Below are 19304 nucleotides of genomic sequence, written 5' to 3'. Positions count from 1 at the left end.
GCGCCATGGACTGGTCGCAGCACTCCATTCCGGCGATGCGGCTCGAACCGCGCTTCGGCGATCGTATCGTTCCGGCTTTTTGCGAACGGCCCACAAGTATCCCGGCCATGGTGGCCGAAGCCGTGGAACGAAACGGCGACGGCGAGGCGCTGGTCTGCGGCACCACCCGAATGACATGGCGCGAAGTCGCGCAGCAATCGGCGCAAATCGCAGCGGGGCTTCAAAAACTCGGCCTGCAGCGCGGCGACCGCGTCGCGCTGCTGCTCGGCAACCGGATCGAATTCGTACTGACGATGCTGGGCGCGGCGCATGCCGGGCTGGTGACGGTGCTGCTTTCGACCCGCCAGCAGAAGCCTGAGATCGCCTATGTGCTGACCGATTGCGGCGCGCGGCTCCTGATCCACGAGGCCACGCTGGCCGACCGCGTGCCCGATGCGGCTGACATTCCTGAAGTCACGCACCGGATCGCCATCGATGATGATCCGCGGCTCTCGCGCTTTTCCGATCTGGCCGATAACGCGCCGCTGGCAGCGCCGGTCGAGGTCGGCGAAGAAGACACCGCTATGATCCTCTACACCTCGGGCACCACGGGGCGGCCGAAAGGCGCGATGCTGGCCCATTGCACCATCATTCATTCGGCCATGGTATTCGTGTCGTGCCTGAAGCTCACCGCCGCGGATCGATCGATTGCAGCAGTGCCGCTCGGGCATGTCACCGGCGTGGTCGCCAACATCATGACCATGGTCCGTTGCGCCGGCGCGCTGATCATCATGGCGGAGTTCAAGGCGGCGGAATATTTGAAGATGGCGGCGCGCGAGCGGGTCACCTACACCGTGATGGTGCCGGCGATGTACAATCTCTGCCTGCTGCAGCCGGATTTCGACAGCTACGATCTGTCGAGTTGGCGGATCGGCGGCTTTGGCGGCGCGCCGATGCCGATCGCCACGATCGAACGGCTGGATGCCAAGATTCCCGGTCTGAAGCTGATGAACTGCTACGGCGCGACCGAGACCACGTCGCCATCGACCATGATGCCCGGCGAATTGACCGCCAGCCATATCGACAGTGTCGGCTTGCCCTGTCCCGGCGCGCAGATCGTCGTGGTGGATCCCGAAGGGCGCGAACTGCCGCGGGGCGAGATCGGCGAAATCTGGATCCATGGCGGATCCGTCATCAAGGGCTATTGGAACAATCCGAAGGCGACGGCGGAGAGCTTTACGGCCGGCTTCTGGCATTCCGGTGATCTCGGCTCGATCGACCAAGAGAATTTCGTTCGCGTGTTCGACAGGCAGAAAGACATGATCAACCGCGGGGGCTTGAAGATCTATTCAGCCGAGGTCGAGTCGGTGCTGGCGAGCCATCCCGATGTGGTGGAGAGCGCGATCATCGCCAAGCCGTGTCCGGTGCTGGGCGAGCGCGTGCACGCGGTCGTCGTGACGCGGAATGCCGTCGGCGGTGAGGTGCTGCGCGCCTGGTGCGCCGAGCGGCTGTCCGATTACAAGGTGCCGGAAACCATGGACGTACGGACGGACCCGTTGCCGCGCAACGCCAATGGCAAGGTGATGAAACGGCAGCTCCGCGAGGCTTTCGCAGCGGCCTGAGCGGCCGCGCAGGCTTGCGCCAAGCGGCAGCTAGAGCTTCGGAGCGCTGCCCTTCGGCATCGCGCCCTCGTTCTGCCCGGAGACGAGCGCCGCACTGTCGATCGCGGCGGCGCTGACGAGTTGCTTGACGTCCAGCAGAGTGAATTGCGCGATGCCGACGCGGTCGGCCGCCGTGCCCGGAACGAGCTGCACGCTCAACACGCCATCGCAATTCGCGCCCTTGGCCTCGGTCAGCATAGCGCTCGGTTCCTTGGCTTTGGACTGCGCGCGCTTGACGACAGCCACGCAACTGCCGCGGACGGTGTCGCCGTTGAGCTTGACCGCGGCCCTCGGGTCAAGCGGCTTGTCGATGGCTTCCAGCGCGGTCGTTTCCTTGTACTTGCCGCCGACGGACATGATCGAGCCCTTGCGGTAGATGTAATACAGGTGCTGGTCGCCGACGATGGTGGGCACGCCGTATTTGCCCATGACTTCCCTGATCATGTCCGCCTTCGACGGCTGTTGGTCCGGCGCGAAGGTGAGGTTGCGCGCCACGAAATAGGCGCGGTTGGCGCTCGCCGGCGAGGAGAAGCTGGTCGAGAGCATCTCGCCGTTCTGTTTCGAACCGGCAGGGAGGCTGAAATTCAGCGCAGCGACGTAGCTGGCGCCGCCGTTGCCGAATTTCTGCTGCTGGATGTCGGTCTTGGTGTCGGTACGGCTCTTGAACAGGGAATCAAAAATGGCGCGCGCGGATTCGGCGTTCGATTCGGTCGAGATACCCAGAATGTCCGGGCGCAGCTTTCCCGAAAATGCCGTCTCGGGCGCCTTCGGCTTGATGTCGTCGGCCAGCGACGCTGCTGTGGACAGGGATGCCAGTCCCATGGCGAGCATCAAAACAAGCGCATGGCGAGGCATGAAACACCTGAAAAATCGGGTAAGAGCAGGTCAATAGCAGCGGGCGGATTACGCCAAACTTTGAACCGCGATGTCAACATTGTCAGCCGGTTTCGGAGGTGGGTTGGAGCCGCTGTTAACGCTTTGATCCACCTCGCTTTGCCTTGCCACCGCCATATCGATAGGCTACGTCGCGCCATGCGGGGATCGGGCGTGCGATACTGCCGTCCAAGCCGCGGTTCCTCGGGGATGGGATATCTTTAAGTGTCTGAATTATTTGATGAAGTAGACGAGGAGGTCCGTCGCGATCAGCTCAGAAAGCTGTGGGACCGATATTCGCTCTACATCATTGCCGGCGTGATTTTGATCATCGCCGCCGTGGGCGGCTGGCGCGGCTACCAGTATCTGGAGGCCAAGAAGGCGGCCGAGGCGGGCGCTGCGTTCGACAGGGCCGTGGAGCTTGCGGAAGCGAGCAAGCATACGGAGGCCGAAGCGGCCTTTGCCGATCTGGCCGCGAAGGCACCGTTCGGATATCGCGTGCTGTCGCGGTTGCGTCTGGCGGCGGAGGTCGCCCATCGCGATGTGCAGGCCGCCGCAAAAATGTTCGATGAGATCGCCGCCGACCGCAGCGTCGGCGTTGCCCAGCAGGACCTGGCGCGGATTCGCGCCGCCCAGTTGCTGTTGGAAAGCACCAGCTATCCCAACATGAAAGAGCGCCTCGAAGCCGCCGCTGCGCCGGGCGCCACCTTTCGCCATACCGCGCGCGAGTTGCTGGCACTGTCGGCCTGGCGCGCCAACGACGCTGCGGCGACGCGGCAATGGCTGGACCTGATCGCCAATGACGGCGCAACGCCGCCGAGCCTGCGCTCGCGTGCCGAAGCGCTGGAAGCCTTGCTGCCGCCGGTCGCCAAGAGCTGACGCAAAACGAGCTGAGTGGAAAACCGACCATGCGCCGCCCGCAACGTTTGATCGCCGCTACCGTCCTCATCGCGCTTTCGGGCGCGCTGGCAGGCTGTGGCAGCACGGGCGGTTTCGATCCGACCGACCTGCTCGACTTCCTCGATACCAAGAAGAAGCTGCCCGGTGAGCGCAAGCCGGTGTTCCCCGAAGGCGTGCCGGGCCTCGAGCAGGGCGTGCCAAAGGATCTCTATAAGGGCTCTCGTCAGCAGGTCGATGATCCGAACGCGCAGGCTGCCGCTGCAGCGCCTCCGCCGGAAGAGCCGAAATCGAAGCGTGGCACGAAAGCCAAGGGAAAACAGGCCGCTGCCCCCGCCGCTGCAGACCCCGACGCCGCACCCGAGGAAGACGGCAGCACCGCCGCTGCGCCGCCGGCGCCCAAGCCGGCCAAGATCGTGCGCAAGCGCACTACAGCGCCGCCACCGGATCAATCGTCGGCGCCGGCGCAATCTTCGCAGCAATCGGCCTCGCCGTTCCCGGCGCCGGTGCCGAGCGGCACTTTCACGCGTTGATCCATAGCGTTTTCAAGCGAAGTGGAAGCCGGTTCGCGTGAAGAAAACGCGTCAAAAAGAGATCAAAGCCTCACTTCAATTCTGATTCATCAGAACTGAACAGAGGCGCTCAACTTTTCGTTCGATTGACACGCCCTTCAAAAAGGGCGTTTGGATCATTTATGTCCTTTACGATCGCCATCATCGGCCGCCCCAATGTCGGTAAGTCGACGCTGTTCAACCGGCTGGTCGGGCAGAAGCTCGCGCTGGTGGATGACGAGCCCGGCGTCACCCGCGATCGCCGTGAGGGCAATGCGCGTCTCGGCGATCTAGAATTCACCGTGATCGACACCGCCGGCCTCGACGAGGGCGCCAAGGGCTCGCTCACGGCGCGGATGCAGGAGCAGACCGAAACCGCGATCGGCCTGGCCGATGCGCTGATGTTCGTGATTGACGCGCGCGCTGGGCTAACGCCGAACGATCGCGCCTTTGCCGATTTCGCGCGCCGCGCCAACAAGCCGGTGGTGCTGGTCGCAAACAAGAGCGAGGGCAAGCACGGCGAAATCGGCGCGATGGAATCCTACGCGCTGGGCCTCGGCGACCCCATCCAGATTTCGGCTGAGCACGGCGAGGGCATGAGCGATCTCTACGACGCGCTACGGGTGCTGATGCCGGAGCCGGTCGAAGAGCCCGAAGAGTTCGACGATGACGACGTCATCGTGTCCGACGAGGAACTCGCGCAACGTCCGATTCGCGTCGCCATCGTCGGCCGTCCCAATGCGGGAAAATCGACGCTGATCAATCATCTGCTCGGCGAGGAACGACTGCTGACCAGCGCCGAGGCCGGCACGACGCGCGATTCCATTTCGGTTGAGATCACTTGGCAGGGACGCGATTTCCGCGTGTTCGACACCGCAGGCCTGCGTCGGCGCTCGCGGATCGAGGAGAAGCTGGAGAAGCTGTCGGTGGCGGACGCGCTGCGCGCGATACGTTTTGCCGAAGTCGTCGTGATGATGATGGATGCGCAGAACCGGTTTGAGGAGCAGGATCTGCGTATCGCCGATCTGATCGAGCGCGAAGGGCGGGCGATCGTGCTCGCCGTCAATAAGTGGGATCTGATGGAGCGCAAGCCCCACCTGATTTCAGCGCTGCGCAGCGATGCCGATCACTGGCTGCCGCAGGTCAAGGGCGCCCCCATCGTCGCGGTGTCCGGCCTGATGGGCGAGGGCATCGACCGCCTGATGACCGCGATCCAGGACGCCTATGCCGTGTGGAATAAGCGCGTGCCTACGGCCGCGCTCAATCGCTGGTTCGAGCAGGCGGTCGATGCCAACCCGCCGCCCGCGGTGTCGGGCCGCCGGCTGAAGCTGAACTACATCACGCAAACCAAGGGGCGTCCGCCGAGTTTCGTGCTGTTCTGCTCGCGCGCGGATGCCGTGCCGCAATCCTATCTGCGCTATCTCACCAACAGCCTGCGCGAGGCCTTCGACCTGCCGGGCACGCCGATCCGAATCACGCTCCGCGAAAAGGCCAATCCGTTCGCCCACAAGCGCAGGCGGCCGTCATGAGCGAACAGGCGTCCACCGCTGTTGCCGACGACAAGCCGCCGGTGCGCAGCGGCGCGGCGGCCTTCATCTTCGTCACCATCCTGCTCGACATGCTTGCGCTCGGTCTGATCCTGCCGATCCTGCCCAAGCTCGTGGAAAGTTTTGTCGACAACGACACGGCGACCGCCGCACGCATCTTCGGCCTGTTCGGCACCGCCTGGGCGCTGATGCAGTTCCTGTTCTCGCCGATCCTCGGCGCGCTCTCGGACCGCTTCGGCCGGCGGCCGGTGGTGCTGTTGTCGAATTTCGGGCTGGCGCTGGATTACGTGTTGATGGCGCTGGCGCCGTCGCTGACCTGGCTGTTTATCGGGCGGGTGATCTCAGGCATCACCTCGGCGAGTATCTCGACCGCTTTTGCCTATATCGCCGACGTGACGCCGCCGGAACGGCGAGCCGCGGTGTTCGGCAAGATCGGCGCGGCCTTCGGTGCCGGCTTCATTCTCGGCCCCGCGATCGGCGGCCTGCTCGGCGGCATGGACCCGCGCCTGCCGTTCTGGGTTGCGGCAGGCTTGAGCTTTGCGAATACGCTCTACGGCTGGCTGATCCTCCCCGAGTCGCTGCCGCTGCAACGCCGCGCACCGTTCCACTGGAAAAGCGCCAGCCCGATCGGTGCGCTGCATCTGTTGCGCTCGAACCGGATTCTCGCCGGCCTGTCGCTGGCAAATTTCTTCGGGCAGGTCGCGCATGTGGTGCTGCCGTCGACCTTCGTGCTCTACGCCACTTACCGCTACGGCTGGGACACGACGACGGTAGGGCTCACGCTGGCCTTGGTCGGCGTCTGCGCGATGGTGGTGCAGGGCGCGGGTGTCGGGCCGATTGTCAAGCGCCTCGGCGAGCGCCGGGCGCTGTTACTCGGACTCGCCTGCGGTGCGCTGGGATTTTTCATCTATGGTGCAGCCCCGACCGGACCGCTGTTCTGGATCGGCATTCCCGTGATGGCGCTATGGGGCGTGGCAGGGGCGGCGATCCAGGCGCTGACCACGCAACTGGTCGCACCCGATCAGCAGGGCCAGTTGCAGGGCGCGACCAACAGCGTCAACAGCATCGCGCAGATGGCGGGACCGTTTCTGTTTACGCTGACATTTGCCTATTCCATCAGCGACCAGGCGCCGTTCAAAATGCCGGGGGCGCCGTTCCTGCTGGCGGCGGCACTGTTGGGAGCGGCGCTGGTGATCGCCTGGCGCACGCTCAAAAAGTAGGGTGGGTTAGCCGAAGGCGTAACCCACCGATCGCTTGCGTGAAAAGAGGTGGGTTACGCTTCGCTAACCCACAATTCTTATTTCTTCACCAGCGGACACTCGCTGGCTTCGAGCGGCTTGGCGGCGTCTTCCGCCGAGATCGTGGCGATCTGCTTGTAGTAATCCCACGGGCCCTTCGACTCTTCCGGCTTCTTCACTTCGAACAGATAGGCCGGAATGAGACGGCGGCCGTCGGCGCGCAGCGGGCCCTTGCCGAACAGCGGATCGTCGGTCGGCAATTCCTTCATCTTGGCGACGACCTTGGCGCCGTCATGCGGATTGCCGCCCATCGTGTCGAGCGTCCTGAGATAGTGCAGCACCACTGCATAAACCCCGGCCACCGTCATCGAGGGCATCGTGCCTTTCGGTGATACTTTCTGGAAGCGCTTGGACCATTCGCGCGTCTTGTCGTTCAGGTCCCAGTAAAACGATTCCGTGAACGTCAGACCTTGCGCGGTCTTCAAGCCCAACGAGTGAACGTCGTTAATGAAGAGCAGGAGCGCCGCAAGCTTCTGACCGCCCGCAACGATGCCAAATTCGGACGCCTGCTTGATCGCATTGGTGGTGTCGCCGCCAGCGTTGGCAAGGCCAACCACCTTTGCCTTCGAGGACTGCGCTTGCAACAGGAACGACGAGAAGTCCGACGTATTCAGCGGGTGCCTGACGCCGCCCAGCACCTTGCCGCCGCTGGTGGTGACGACCGCCGAGGTGTCGCGTTCCAGCGCATGTCCGAACGCGTAGTCTGCGGTCAGGAAGTACCAGCTATCGCCACCGGCCTTGGTCAGCGCCTTGCCGGTTCCGTTGGCTAGCATGTAGGTGTCGTAGGTGAAGGAAATCGTGTTCGGCGTGCAGGCCTTGCCGGTGAGATCGGCTGTGGCTGCGCCCGAATTGAGCAGGACGACATTTTTGTCCTTGACGAGGTTGCTCACCGCGAGCGCGACGCCGGAGTTTGGTGTGTCGGCGATGACGTCGACTTTGTCGTTGTCGATCCACTGCCTGGCGATGTTGACGCCGACGTCGGGCTTGTTCTGGTGATCGCCACTGACCAGATCGATCTTCCAACCCTTGGCGGCGAGGCCGGAATCGTCAATCGCCATCTTCGCTGCAGCCACCGAATTGGGTCCGCCGATGTCGGCATAGAGGCTCGACATGTCGTTTAGCACGCCGATCTTGACGGTCTTGTCCGAGATCTTGTCTTGGGCCAATGCTGGCGTCGCGAGGCCGAATGCAGCAAGTGCCACGGAGGCGGCGAGGCGCCGCGCAATTCCAGTCGTCATGGTATTCCTCCAGAAATGGTTGTTCTGCCGGCTCTCTTTTCGGAACCTGCCAGCGGTCCTGCGATAGTCCTTCTCGCTGGGACGGGCAATGCACTTATCGTAGCGCGTCCGAGATCAGCTTGAACTTCTGGTCCGGTATCTACTTCGGGGTATAATTGTTACCCTTTTCGTAAAACTATTCCTTAGCGAAGGTTCCATCTTTCTTGAATGCGGTTGTTCATGTGATCGCGGACATAGAGCAACCCGTCGTTAGCGATCATCGCGCAATGCACGGGGTTGTTGAGCGAACGCATCTAGCGAACGCATCTAGAGCAATGACGGTGAGAAGTCCGCCAGCGCGCTTACTCCGGCGCGCGGAAGCTCATCAGCGTGCGGGTCTTGTAGTCATAGAGCTTGCCGGTCTCGTTCCAGTCGGGCGCGCACATCGGGACGATAAATTCCGCTGCCTGTTCCGGCGTATCCAACGTCATCGGATCTTCGCCGGGAAATACGCTGGCGCGCATGCGGGTGCGGATCGGGCCGGGGCTGAACAGGTTGACACGCAGTTTGGTGCTCACGGTCTCGTTGGCCCAGGAACGCACCAGCGTGTCCAGCGCGGCCTTCGAGGCTGCGTAGGGACCCTGATAGGCGTTCGCTTTGCTGGCTGCGCCCGAGGTTACGAACACGGCGCGGCCGGCATCGGAGACTCGTAGCAGCGGGTCCATGCAGCGGATGAGCTGGAAGTTCGCGGTGACGTTGAGCGCCATCACGTCGTTCCACGACTTCAATTCGATATGCCCTAGCGGCGAGGAAGGACCGGCGATACCGGCATTGCCGACGAGAATGTCGATCTTGCCGTGTCGTTCATGCAGCGCCGCGCCGAGCCGCGCGATGCCGTCGAAATCGGTGAGGTTCAGCGGCACCAGCGTGGCGCTGCCGCCATCTTTCCGGATCTCGTCGTCGAGTTCCTCAAGACCGCCTTGCGTGCGAGCGACGGCCACAACATGCGCACCTGCACGGGCAAGCGCGCGGGCGGTGGCGTAGCCGATGCCGCGCGAGGCGCCGGTGACGAGGGCGATGCGGGAGGCGAGGAGTTTGGTCATTGAACTAGCTCGATCATCGTCGTCCCTGCGAAAGCAGGGACCCATACGCCGCGGCGCTCATGAGGTGAGGAGGTGTCAATAACTGATGGCATCCGGAAAAACGAAGGCCTGTGGTTATGGGTCCCTGCTTTCGCAGGGACGACACCGTTAGGTGTTGTCAGCTCGCTTCGGCCAGCAGCGACAATTGCCGGGGCTGCGGTTCGACCTGGGTCTGGTCGGTGAGATGGGTCGGATAGGCGCCGGTGAAGCAGTGGTCGGAGAATTTCGGATTGGCGGGATCTCGCCCCGGTTCGCCCATCGCGCGGTACAAGCCGTCGATCGACAGGAACGCCAGCGAATCCGCGCCGATGATGTCGCGCATCTCTTCCAGCGAATGGGTGGCAGCGAGAAGTCCGCCGCGGTCCGGCAGGTCGATGCCGTAATAGTCGGGATACAGGATCGGCGGCGAGGCAAGGCGGAAATGCACTTCGCGGGCGCCGGCGTCGCGCATCATGCGCACGATCTTTTTCGACGTGGTGCCGCGCACCAGCGAGTCGTCGATCAGGATGATGCGCTTGCCTTCGATCGCGGCGCGGTTGGCCGAATGCTTCATGCGCACGCCGAGTTCGCGCACGCTCTGCGTCGGCTGTATGAAGGTGCGGCCGACGTAGTGGTTCCGGATGATGCCGAGTTCGAACGGCACGCCGGAATGCTGGCTGTAACCGACGGCGGCAGGCACGCCGGAATCCGGCACCGGCACCACGACGTCGACTTCGACATGGCTTTCACGCGCGAGCTGCGCGCCAAAGGCTTTTCGAACCTCGTAAACCGAGCGGCCGCCGACGATGGAGTCCGGCCGCGAGAAATAGATGTACTCGAAGATGCAGGGCCGCGGCGGCTTTGGCGGGAACGGCTTGTGGCTGTTGGCGCCTTTCTCGTCGAACACGATGATCTCGCCGGGCTCGACGTCGCGAACATATTTGGCGCCGATCATGTCGAGCGCGCAGGTCTCCGAGGTCAGGATCGGATGGCCGTCGAGGTCGCCGAGCACCAGCGGGCGGATGCCGAGCGGATCGCGGGCGCCGATCAGCTTCTTGTTGGTCAGGGACACCAGCGAATAGGCGCCCTCGATCGCGCGCAGCGCCTCGATGAACCGGTCGATGAAACGGCCACGCTTGGACTGCGCGACCAGGTGCAGGATGACCTCGGTGTCGGTGGTCGACTGCATCATGGCGCCGCCCTTCACCAGTTCGCGGCGGAGCGTGAGCCCGTTGGTGAGGTTGCCGTTATGGCCGACTGCGAAACCGCCGGCATTGAGCTCGGCGAACAGCGGCTGCACGTTGCGCAGGATGGTCGCGCCGGTGGTGGAATAGCGCACATGGCCGACCGCCATGCTGCCGGGCAGGCGCTCGATCACTTCGCGGCGGGAGAAAGTATCGCCGACGAGGCCGAGGCGGCGTTCGGAATGGAAGCGGCTACCGTCAAAGGAGACGATGCCGGCGGCTTCCTGGCCGCGATGCTGGAGGGCGTGTAGTCCGAGCGCGGTGATGGCGGCGGCCTCGGGATGGCCGAAAATGCCGAACACGCCGCATTCCTCGCGTAGCGTGTCGCCTTCTAGATCGTCCTGCAACTCGATGCCGGAGTTTGGGTCGAGATTGCCGGCGGGATCGGAAGGGTTTTGCATCGCGTCCATCGCCTCTCTTCTTTGGCCAGAATTAGCGGCCCGCGGGTTTCTCGATCAGCTTTTTAAGGCTGTCGCGGGCAGGTTTGCTGTAGCCATCGCCGGACGCAGGAGCTGCCTGCTCGGCGTCAGTTTGCTCGTCTTCCGGTTTATTCTTCTTGAATCTCTTTAAGATGGTGTTCTCGGGGTCATCCGGCAAGAGCGACATTAACCAATCCCCGGTTCCCTGCAGCACCACCCGGGACTTCGCGCCGGTGATCCAGTCCGGCCGCTGCTTGTCAGGGACAAGCCAGCTAAAGAACAGGAAGGCGACCACCACGATCAGGAGGCCGCGGCCGAGGCCAAACAGGAAGCCGAGCGTGCGATCCAGCGCGCCGATCCGGGAATCCAGGATCATGTCGGAAATCCGCACCGTGATGACGGACACCACGACCAAGGTACCGATGAACGTGCCGGCCACCACCACCACGGCCGCGACCGTGTCGTTATTGAAATAAGTCTTGGCGGTCGGCAGCAGCTTGGAGAAAGCATAAAGCGTCACCAGCGCCGCCGCGCCCCATGCTGCGATCGACAGGATTTCGCGCATGAAGCCGCGCACCATGGCGAGCAGGCCCGAAATCAGCATCACCGAGAGCAGGACGAGATCGAGTATCGTTATCGGCATCGGCTGGTCAGGGTCCGCTCGTAAGTTCTCAAGCAGCGAATCGGCGGGTCAGGGTCACCCCAAGTGAGGGCCAGACGGCGTATCCCGCAAGGCCGGATATCGCGCCATCCCGCCCGCCTTTCGCGCGCGTTGTATAGCGGCGAGGGCGGGGCGCGTCACGCCGCTTTAGCTGTTTTCACGACGGAATCGCGCCGGTGTGGCATTTTTCTCCGGCGCACCCTCGCGATTGGTGTCCCGGTTGCCTCTGGGACTGCCGCGCGCCGCGATTTCGGCGACCAGGCTGGTAAGCCCGCCGACGCTGTTGAGCACGAGGCCGCCATCGCCGCCGACCTCGCCACGGGCCGATTCGGGCAGAACTGCACGGCCAAACCCGAGTTTGGCGGCCTCTTTGAGCCGCGCCGAGGTCTGCGCCACTGGCCGGACCGCGCCCGATAGCGAAATCTCGCCGAAATAGACCGCATCTGTCGGTAACGGAGCATTTACCAACGAGGAGACCAGGGCGGCGGCAGCCGCAAGGTCGGCCGCGGGCTCCTGGATCCGCAAGCCTCCCGCCACGTTCAGATAGACGTCGTAGCCGGACAGTTTGACCCCACAATGGGCCTCCAGCACCGCCAGCACCATCGACAGCCGGCTAGGGTCCCAGCCCACCACGGCCCGCCTCGGGGTGCCGAGCGTGGTCGGCGCCACCAACGCCTGCAATTCCACCAGAACGGGGCGGGTGCCTTCGATCCCGGCAAAAACCGCGGTGCCCGGGCTACCCAGGTCTCGTTCAGAAAGGAACAATTCGGAAGGGTTGGAGACCTCGCGAAGGCCAAGGCCCGTCATCTCGAACACGCCGATTTCATCGGTCGGGCCGAAGCGATTCTTGACCGCGCGCAGAATGCGGAATTGCTGCGAGCCTTCGCCCTCGAACGACAGCACAGCGTCGACCATATGCTCGACGACGCGAGGACCCGCGATCTGGCCGTCCTTTGTCACGTGCCCGACCAGAATGATCGCGGCACCGGATTTCTTGGCGAAACGGATGAGCGCCTGCGCCGAGGCACGGACCTGCGTCACCGTTCCCGGCGCCGATTCCACCGTGTCGGTCCACATGGTCTGGATCGAATCGATCACGATCAGGCGCGGCACCGCGCCCTCCGACAGGGTCGAGACGATGTCCTCGACCGAGGTTTCAGCGGCGAGCTGTACCGGTGCATCCGCCAATCCCAGCCGTTCGGCGCGCAGCCGCACCTGCGCCACGGCCTCTTCGCCCGAAATATAGACCGCGCGATGCCCGGCACGGGCCAGCATGCTGGTGGCCTGTGTCAGCAGCGTCGACTTGCCGATGCCAGGGTCGCCGCCGACCAACAGCACCGAGCCACGAACAAAGCCGCCGCCGGTGACGCGATCGAGCTCGGTCATGCCGGAGGACAGGCGCGGGGCGTCGTTGCTCTTGCCGGTGAGGCTCTCCAGGGCAAACGTCCGGCCCCTGCGGCGGGAGCGAATCGAGACCGGCATCGAGGTCGCGCCGGTCGTGTCTTCCTCGCTGAGCGTGTTCCATTCGCCGCAGGAATCGCACTTCCCCTGCCAACGATTATAAGCCGCACCGCAGTTTTGGCAGACGAAGGAGAGGGGGGATTTGGCCATGGAGATTCGGTCACTGAGGGCGATCTGATATCGGATAGTTGGCCGACTCAAATCATGCATCTTTAAGTAGAGTGGCGGCTTGACTTTAGTGTTCCTACTTTGTTCTATAGCGTTTCTTGGCGACCGCGTCAAAGGCAAGGAAGTCGATCTGAATCCTTTGTAAGGACTTTTCGCTATTTTGTGCGCCAGCGTAACGAGGCTTAGGCGGAGACTCCAATGGCCGAAACACAGATCGAATGGACTGATGCCACCTGGAATCCCGTTGCGGGATGCACGATTGTGAGCGCCGGTTGCACCAATTGTTACGCCATGGAGATGGCGAGACGATTGCAGGCTATGGACGTCGAAAAATACAAAGGTCTCACTCGTCGCAGCGGCAAGCGCACAATTTGGAACGGTATGGTTCGCGAAGACCAGAGTGCACTCGACATCCCATTGCGATGGAAAAAGCCGAAAAAGATCTTCGTTAATTCGATGAGCGACCTTTTCCACGAGCGCGTCAGTGATGCATTCATTCTCAAAGTATGGGATGTCATGCGTTCAACGCCCCATCATCACTATCAAATTCTGACGAAGCGCCCGGAGCGAATGGGCGCGCTCGTTAAAAAAAAGATCGCAGACGTGCTTCCCAATGTCTGGCTCGGAACGAGCATCGAAAATGAAGAGGTTGTTGAACGCGCGGACCATCTGCGCGTCGTTCCTGCTGCGATACGCTTCATTTCATTTGAGCCGTTGATTGGCGCCGTCGGCAAGGTCAACTTGAGCAATATTCATTGGGCTATAGTTGGAGGAGAGAGCGGCAGGTCAGCTCGTCCAATACGCGAAGTGTGGATTGACGAAATCTTTGATCAATGCGTGCGGCAGCGCACGGCGTTCTTCTTTAAGCAATGGGGGACGTGGGGGAAAGACAACAAGCGGCGTTCCAAAAAAGCCAACGGCCGTGTTTATCGCGACCAGGTTTGGGACCAGATGCCGATTAGCGGTTTGGCTCTCTGATCATGTTGTCTAACCTGCATTCAGATGAGGGTAGGGGCGAATGTCACTAAAGCCAATCTCGTGGACGACTGGCGCAGCGCTCGAAGAGCATTCGAAGCGAAAGCACAAGGTCGTAGGCGAGTATATCGCACAGTATCTGGCTGTCCGTTGCCAACTTCCTCAGCAATCTCGCTTTAGGCTCGCGATTGTAGATGGTTTTGCAGGTGGTGGTAGGTACAAGTGTGGCAGCCCTGGCTCGCCCTTGATCTTTTTAGAGGAGCTTCGCGCAGCCGCCGAGGCCTTCAACGTAAAGCGTTCGGCCGAAGGGATGTCCCCCATAGACATCGAGTGCTTACTCATTCTCAATGACTACGACCCTGAGACGGTCGAGCTACTCAAATATAATGTCGCTCCGCTCATTGCGCATATTTCGCAAAGCGTGCCGAGGTTGCACGTGCGCGTTGAATACTTCAAAAAGAAGTTTGAGGTTGTTTATCCTGAAATCAAGACGTTGATTGAGAGCGGAAATTACCAAAATGTGCTGTTCAATTTAGATCAGTGTGGCACGAGCAAAGTTGATATCGACACGATTGGAGACGTCATTGCCTCCTTCACGTCAGCAGAAATCTTTTATACCTTTGGTATTGAGACGCTTGTAACATTCTTAAACAAATCTGACCCTCAAGCTTTGGCCAAGAAACTCGCGCCGTTTGGTGTTACAGCCACAGAGCTTGCGGAACTAGACGGCTTGATGAGTAAGCATGCTTGGCTAGGCGCAGCAGAGAAAATTGTATTCGATGCATTCCGCGGATGCGCGGACTATGTCAGCCCTTTCTCAATTCACAATCCACAGGGTTGGCGGTATTGGCTTATTCATTTCGCTAATTCGGTACGCGCTCGCCAAGAGTATAACAATATACTCCATCAAAATAGCAGCTCTCAGGCGCACTTCGGTCGCTCTGGACTTCACATGCTAGCCTACGATCCGAGCGAAGCGGATAGTATGTTATATGTCTTCGATGAGGCGGGACGCGCTGAAGCGAAGGCGCAGCTCCACGACGACATTCCACGGTTTATTGCAAATTACGGCGATACGATCGGGGTTGGTGATTTCTACGCGGGCATCTACAACGCGACGCCTGCGCACATGCTCGACATCAATTCGGCAATTATTGATAACCCAGACTTGGAGGTTATCACTGAAGATGGCGGGGAGCGTCGCAAGGCCAGCACGATTAGGATTAGTGATACACTGCGCATGAAGAACCAGCGGAGCTTCTTTCCGATGTTTTTCAACGATCAAGCCAAGAAAAAGTAGCCCGAACCTTACGGATGCATCCATCGCGCGCTTCAGAGCATCAGGAAGCGACATTGGCACATGTCCAGATGCCGACCGGTTGCTCGAGACCGCGAATGATCTGTGCCGGCTGCTCGACGAGCAACGCGAAGTCGGCGCTCGAATGGTTCGACTCCGTCTGGGCCTGCCGCACTAGCGCGTCGCTGACCACGATGGCGCATCCGAATTCGCGGGTAAGTGACTCAAGCCGGCTCGCCGCATTCACGGTGGTGCCGATCACAGCAAATTCGAGCCGGTTAAGGCCGATATCTCCCAGCACGACCTGGCCATAGTGCAATCCGACGCTGACCTGGATCGGCGGCTCGTTGCGACCGCTGCGTTCTCTGTTCAACTCGGCGATCGAGCCGATCATGCCCCTCGCGCAACGTAAGGCGTTCAGCGCGTCGGAATCGCCGGCGAACGGCGTGCCGAACGTCGCCATCAGGCCATCGCCGAGATACTTGTCGAGCGTTCCGCCGTGCCGGAACACTTCTCTTTCCATTCGTTCATGGAATTGTCGCAGCGTATCGATGACCTCTTTCGGGTCTCGTCCGTCGGCGTAGGCGGTGAATCCCACGATATCGGCAAACAATACCGCGACGTCCTGCGTGCGAACCCGCGTCAGCGGCTCGTCATTGCCAGACAATTCATTGACGACATTGGGCGAAAAATAACGCGCCAGGTTGGCGCGCTCACGTTCGATTCCGGCGTGGCTGATCAGAAGCGCATTCGAACGGCGCACCGCCAGCGCCAGGATCGCGGCGACGATGATGAATACGATGACTTGCTGGAAGCGTGCGCCGAAGCCGATCGACGAGGGGTCGATGATCTCGAACAGGCGAATATCAGCGCCGACCGCTTCCCTGACGCGCTCCGACAGCGCGGCATGGCTTTCGGGCTGCAGGTACGCCCAACCGACGGCAATGGCCCACAGGGCAGCAGTCCATCCGCCCATAGCGACAACCGTTCGCCACGAATAGGCGAGGGTGGCGGTCGAAAGGAAGATGAAGAAATAGATGAAACTGTCGAACCGGAACTGCATTCCGATTGGCCAGTGAACATCGCTCCATGGATTGGGTACGACGCTGAGGAAGGTCAGCAGCGCAAGGTCGCAAATGATCAGGAAAACCTCGAGCGGCGAACGGCCGACCTTGCCGACCTTGAGTTGGGCCCAGCCGATCAGAGCAAAGAAGCCAAGCATCAGGACGTAATAGATCACGTCCCAGTTCGGGTTGATGATCGGCAGGGTAACGGCAGTGATTGCCAGCGCGACCCAGCGGGCCCGGACGGCGAGCAGCAGTCCTTCACGCTTGCTGTCGACAAGGGCAGCTTCCGCGAATTTCAGCGCATCCTGCCGGGCGTCGGTTCGTCCGGTTCGCTGGTCGCCCAGATACGGGACGTCAGCCGCTTCCGCCATCACGCTCAAGACACATTCTCCCCAGTCGATAGTCAGGCCGTGCAACTTGCACGGTATCGTCGATCAAGATGGCACGTCTGAGAACCTGCTACCACCGATCGACGGCGTCATATTTGATTAACGCTGCGTTGGGGAATGACGGGTTCCGCCGAATCCTTAAGAAAATGCCGTCCACAGCAGGGTGAGACCGGCGGCCAGCATGATGCCATCCATTAACAGCCGAAAGACGTCGGGCTTGAGACGGAGCACGAAGCGTTTGGCGATGAAGGCGCCTAACATCAGCGAAGAGCCGGCAATCAGGCCTTTCAACGCGATATCAGGCGTCAGCGCGCCGAAGCGTTCGAACGTGACCGACTTGCTCAGATAGAGCCCGAGCGAGCTTGCGGCTTCCGTGGCGAGGAAGGCGCCTTTGGTCAACCCGTAGAACAGAAACAGCGGCACGCTGAGCGGCCCGGTCGAAACCACGATGCCCGTGAGATAGCCGATGACGGCGCCACCCACCGCAAGGTGCCAAAGTTGCGCCTTGAGCTGGTGACGGGCGAGCCAGTGCCGCACCGGCACCATCGCGATCAGAAACAGGCCGATCGCGACATCGACGGCGTGCGAGGGCAGCGCCAGCAGCGTCCGCGCGCCAAGCGCGGCGGCCGGAATCCCAGTTGCCGAATAGGCAAGGCAGGCGCGCCAGTCGACCTCGCGCCACCAGGCGAGAATGCGCGAGAAGTTCGCCATCACGGCCGCCACCGCCATGATCGGCACGGCCTCCTTCGGACCGTATTGATAAACCAATACCGGCATCAGCATGATCGACGAGCCCGTGCCGACAATGCCTGAGATGGTGCCGGCGAGCAGGCCGACGATGAGGACAAAGAGGAAGCCCATGCAGTCTTTCGCGATTCCCTGATGCTGACATCATGGTGGCAGCAGGCTCAGGTTACGAGGTCTAAATACTACTGGGAAAGGAGCTGATCGTGCCAATCAAGGGAAGAGAGGCGGTGGCTTGCGTCAGGCCGTGTAAAGCTCGATCGGGACGTCGAATCCCTTGAGCTGAAATGCCTTCGAAGGGCTGTCCTTCAAATCAGGTTGGGCGCGGTCGAACACGGCCTTCGTCACGAGGATCTGGTCGGCTTCGGCGACCGACTGGGCCCGCGAGGCGGTGTTGACGACGGTGCCGATCGCCGTCAGATCCCGGTGCGAGCGACCGAACTCGCCAAAGCTGAGTTCGCCCGTATGGATGCCGATGCCGATCCCCAATTCGTCTGCGGTGAGGCCGTGCGCTTCGACAAGGCCTTCGCGCCGGTCGCGCCAGTTCGCCTGGATTTCGCGCGCAGCGAGCACGGCGTTTCTGGCGTGGGCTTCCCGCTTCAGGGGAAAATTGAAGACCGCCATCACGGCGTCGCCGATGGTCTTGTTGAGGAGCCCGTCGTGCTCCCAGATCGCGTTGGCGCATTCATCGTAGAACGCGTCCAGCAGGCCCGAGACCGCATCCGGCGATTGCGACTGCGACAGGCTGGTATAGCCGCGCAGATCGGCAAACATGATGGTCGCGTCGATGGTGATCTTGCGGGCCCGCATCACCTTCGTGAACATCAGTTCGCAGATGGTGCAGGTGTTGGGATTCATCCGGCTCGGACGAATGCCGAATGCACGAAACGGCGCCGATGCCACGCCGCGAATCAGCACCGGCACATGCATCTGCTCCCAGCACCCCTTGCAGATAAGCGAATGTTGCAAAGCCGCCATTTTCGACCTTGATCCACGCGAGCGGCAGATCGGTTGATCCTACAGTCCGGAACAGGCGCGAGCAAGACAGCGCCACCGCAGCGCACACCAGCCGGCTGGCGGCCCAAGGCAAAGCTGCTAGGATCGCCCCAAAACAAGCAGAACGGAGGATCGCCATGGACGCCGTAACGCTGAAGGGCGCGGAGACCGCAGACACGCATTCCCATCTGGTTCGCCCCGACAGCATGGAATGGCAGCAGACGCGTTTCCCCGGTTGCGAAGCCAAGACGCTGCTGTTCGATCGCAAGACCGGCTTGATGACCGCGCTGATGCGGTTCGAACCGGGCGCGGTGCTGCCCGACCACGAGCACGTCAACATCGAGCAGACCTACGTGCTCGAAGGATCGCTCGTCGACAAGGAAGGTCCGGCGAAGGGCATCGAATGCAAGGCCGGTGAATTCATCTGGCGCGAGGAAGGCAGCCGTCATGTCGCCTGGTGCCCCGAGGGCGGGCTGATGCTCGCGATTTTCCAGGTCCCGAACAAGTTCTTCGAGGCCGATGGCCGCGTCATCGACGCCGCAGGCGAGGACTGGGACGCTGCGTGGGGGCATACGCGAAAGGGTTGACTGCCGTCAGGTCTCCCGCCGGCTTGGGATCTGATCAGACTGGACGGGACTGATTACGTCGTGCCGGCGGACGCTGGGCGTGAGTGTTGCGAGCCGAGCCCATTTCTACTTTGCATGGGGTTGTTTTCGCGATTTGTATCTCGGTCCTACTT

The 19304-nt window shown here is 61.7% G+C and carries 17 protein-coding genes; 8 read left to right on the top strand and 9 right to left on the bottom strand.

Annotation, left to right across the window (positions count from 1 at the left end):
- Nucleotides 1-5 precede the first annotated feature (5 nt).
- Nucleotides 6-1601 carry a class I adenylate-forming enzyme family protein gene (locus CP49_RS17765; RefSeq protein WP_057851486.1) on the top strand — a complete coding sequence of 532 codons (1596 nt, stop codon included), beginning with the start codon at nucleotides 6-8 and terminating at the stop codon, nucleotides 1599-1601.
- A gap of 30 nt (nucleotides 1602-1631) precedes the next feature.
- Here CP49_RS17765 and CP49_RS17760 read toward each other — a convergent pair whose 3' ends face one another.
- Complete coding sequence (locus CP49_RS17760; protein WP_156438500.1) at nucleotides 1632-2462, bottom strand: hypothetical protein; 831 nt, start codon at nucleotides 2460-2462, stop codon at nucleotides 1632-1634.
- 276 nt (nucleotides 2463-2738) lie between these two features.
- Here CP49_RS17760 and CP49_RS17755 point away from each other — a divergent pair, with 276 nt between their 5' ends.
- From CP49_RS17755 to CP49_RS17740, 4 genes are all read left to right on the top strand, one after another.
- Nucleotides 2739-3392: a tetratricopeptide repeat protein gene (locus CP49_RS17755; RefSeq protein WP_057851484.1), complete on the top strand. Its 654-nt coding sequence runs from the start codon at nucleotides 2739-2741 to the stop codon at nucleotides 3390-3392.
- Between the two features lie 29 nt (nucleotides 3393-3421).
- Nucleotides 3422-3943, top strand: coding sequence for a hypothetical protein (locus CP49_RS17750; protein ID WP_057851483.1), 522 nt, complete (start codon nucleotides 3422-3424; stop codon nucleotides 3941-3943).
- Nucleotides 3944-4104: 161 nt separating this feature from the next.
- On the top strand, nucleotides 4105-5490 hold the full coding sequence (der, locus tag CP49_RS17745) for a ribosome biogenesis GTPase Der (RefSeq protein ID WP_057851482.1): 1386 nt from the start codon (nucleotides 4105-4107) through the stop codon (nucleotides 5488-5490).
- The gene (locus CP49_RS17740; protein ID WP_057851481.1) at nucleotides 5487-6728 is read left to right on the top strand and encodes a TCR/Tet family MFS transporter; all 1242 of its coding nucleotides are present in this window, start codon (nucleotides 5487-5489) and stop codon (nucleotides 6726-6728) included. The genes der and CP49_RS17740 overlap by 4 nt, the downstream gene beginning before the upstream one ends.
- 77 nt (nucleotides 6729-6805) lie before the next feature.
- On the opposite strand, the gene CP49_RS17735 is transcribed toward CP49_RS17740, so the two are convergent.
- The 5 genes from CP49_RS17735 to radA form a co-directional block, all read right to left on the bottom strand.
- Nucleotides 6806-8044, bottom strand: coding sequence for an ABC transporter substrate-binding protein (locus CP49_RS17735; RefSeq protein WP_057851480.1), 1239 nt, complete (start codon nucleotides 8042-8044; stop codon nucleotides 6806-6808).
- 341 nt (nucleotides 8045-8385) lie between these two features.
- Nucleotides 8386-9126, bottom strand: a complete 741-nt coding sequence (locus CP49_RS17730; protein ID WP_057851479.1) for an SDR family NAD(P)-dependent oxidoreductase — start codon at nucleotides 9124-9126, stop codon at nucleotides 8386-8388.
- A 157-nt stretch (nucleotides 9127-9283) separates the two neighbouring features.
- Nucleotides 9284-10789 (bottom strand): amidophosphoribosyltransferase, encoded by a 1506-nt coding sequence (gene purF / locus CP49_RS17725; RefSeq protein WP_057851562.1) that lies wholly within the window; start codon nucleotides 10787-10789, stop codon nucleotides 9284-9286.
- 31 nt (nucleotides 10790-10820) lie between these two features.
- The gene (locus CP49_RS17720; RefSeq protein WP_057851478.1) at nucleotides 10821-11450 is read right to left on the bottom strand and encodes a CvpA family protein; all 630 of its coding nucleotides are present in this window, start codon (nucleotides 11448-11450) and stop codon (nucleotides 10821-10823) included.
- A gap of 165 nt (nucleotides 11451-11615) precedes the next feature.
- Nucleotides 11616-13079 (bottom strand): DNA repair protein RadA, encoded by a 1464-nt coding sequence (gene radA, locus CP49_RS17715; RefSeq protein WP_057851477.1) that lies wholly within the window; start codon nucleotides 13077-13079, stop codon nucleotides 11616-11618.
- A gap of 216 nt (nucleotides 13080-13295) precedes the next feature.
- Between radA and CP49_RS17710 the strand changes: the two genes are divergently transcribed.
- On the top strand, nucleotides 13296-14075 hold the full coding sequence (locus CP49_RS17710; RefSeq protein ID WP_057851476.1) for a DUF5131 family protein: 780 nt from the start codon (nucleotides 13296-13298) through the stop codon (nucleotides 14073-14075).
- 40 nt (nucleotides 14076-14115) lie between these two features.
- Complete coding sequence (locus tag CP49_RS17705; RefSeq protein ID WP_057851475.1) at nucleotides 14116-15372, top strand: three-Cys-motif partner protein TcmP; 1257 nt, start codon at nucleotides 14116-14118, stop codon at nucleotides 15370-15372.
- Nucleotides 15373-15412: 40 nt separating this feature from the next.
- Here CP49_RS17705 and CP49_RS17700 read toward each other — a convergent pair whose 3' ends face one another.
- The 3 genes from CP49_RS17700 to CP49_RS17690 all read right to left on the bottom strand — a co-directional run bounded on the left by CP49_RS17700 (nucleotide 15413) and on the right by CP49_RS17690 (nucleotide 18538).
- On the bottom strand, nucleotides 15413-16807 hold the full coding sequence (locus tag CP49_RS17700) for an adenylate/guanylate cyclase domain-containing protein (RefSeq protein ID WP_057851474.1): 1395 nt from the start codon (nucleotides 16805-16807) through the stop codon (nucleotides 15413-15415).
- Nucleotides 16808-16963: 156 nt separating this feature from the next.
- Nucleotides 16964-17686: a sulfite exporter TauE/SafE family protein gene (locus CP49_RS17695; RefSeq protein WP_057851473.1), complete on the bottom strand. Its 723-nt coding sequence runs from the start codon at nucleotides 17684-17686 to the stop codon at nucleotides 16964-16966.
- 123 nt (nucleotides 17687-17809) lie between these two features.
- Nucleotides 17810-18538, bottom strand: coding sequence for an adenylate/guanylate cyclase domain-containing protein (locus CP49_RS17690; RefSeq protein ID WP_197423151.1), 729 nt, complete (start codon nucleotides 18536-18538; stop codon nucleotides 17810-17812).
- 164 nt (nucleotides 18539-18702) lie between these two features.
- Here CP49_RS17690 and CP49_RS17685 point away from each other — a divergent pair, with 164 nt between their 5' ends.
- Nucleotides 18703-19152 carry a cupin domain-containing protein gene (locus CP49_RS17685; RefSeq protein ID WP_057851471.1) on the top strand — a complete coding sequence of 150 codons (450 nt, stop codon included), beginning with the start codon at nucleotides 18703-18705 and terminating at the stop codon, nucleotides 19150-19152.
- The last annotated feature ends 152 nt before the right edge of the window (nucleotides 19153-19304 follow it).

This window comes from Bradyrhizobium valentinum (assembly GCF_001440405.1).
GTDB classification, from domain to species: Bacteria; Pseudomonadota; Alphaproteobacteria; order Rhizobiales; family Xanthobacteraceae; genus Bradyrhizobium; species Bradyrhizobium valentinum.
The sequence above is the reverse complement of the archived record's forward strand: the minus strand, read 5'-3'. Positions and strand labels throughout refer to the sequence as shown.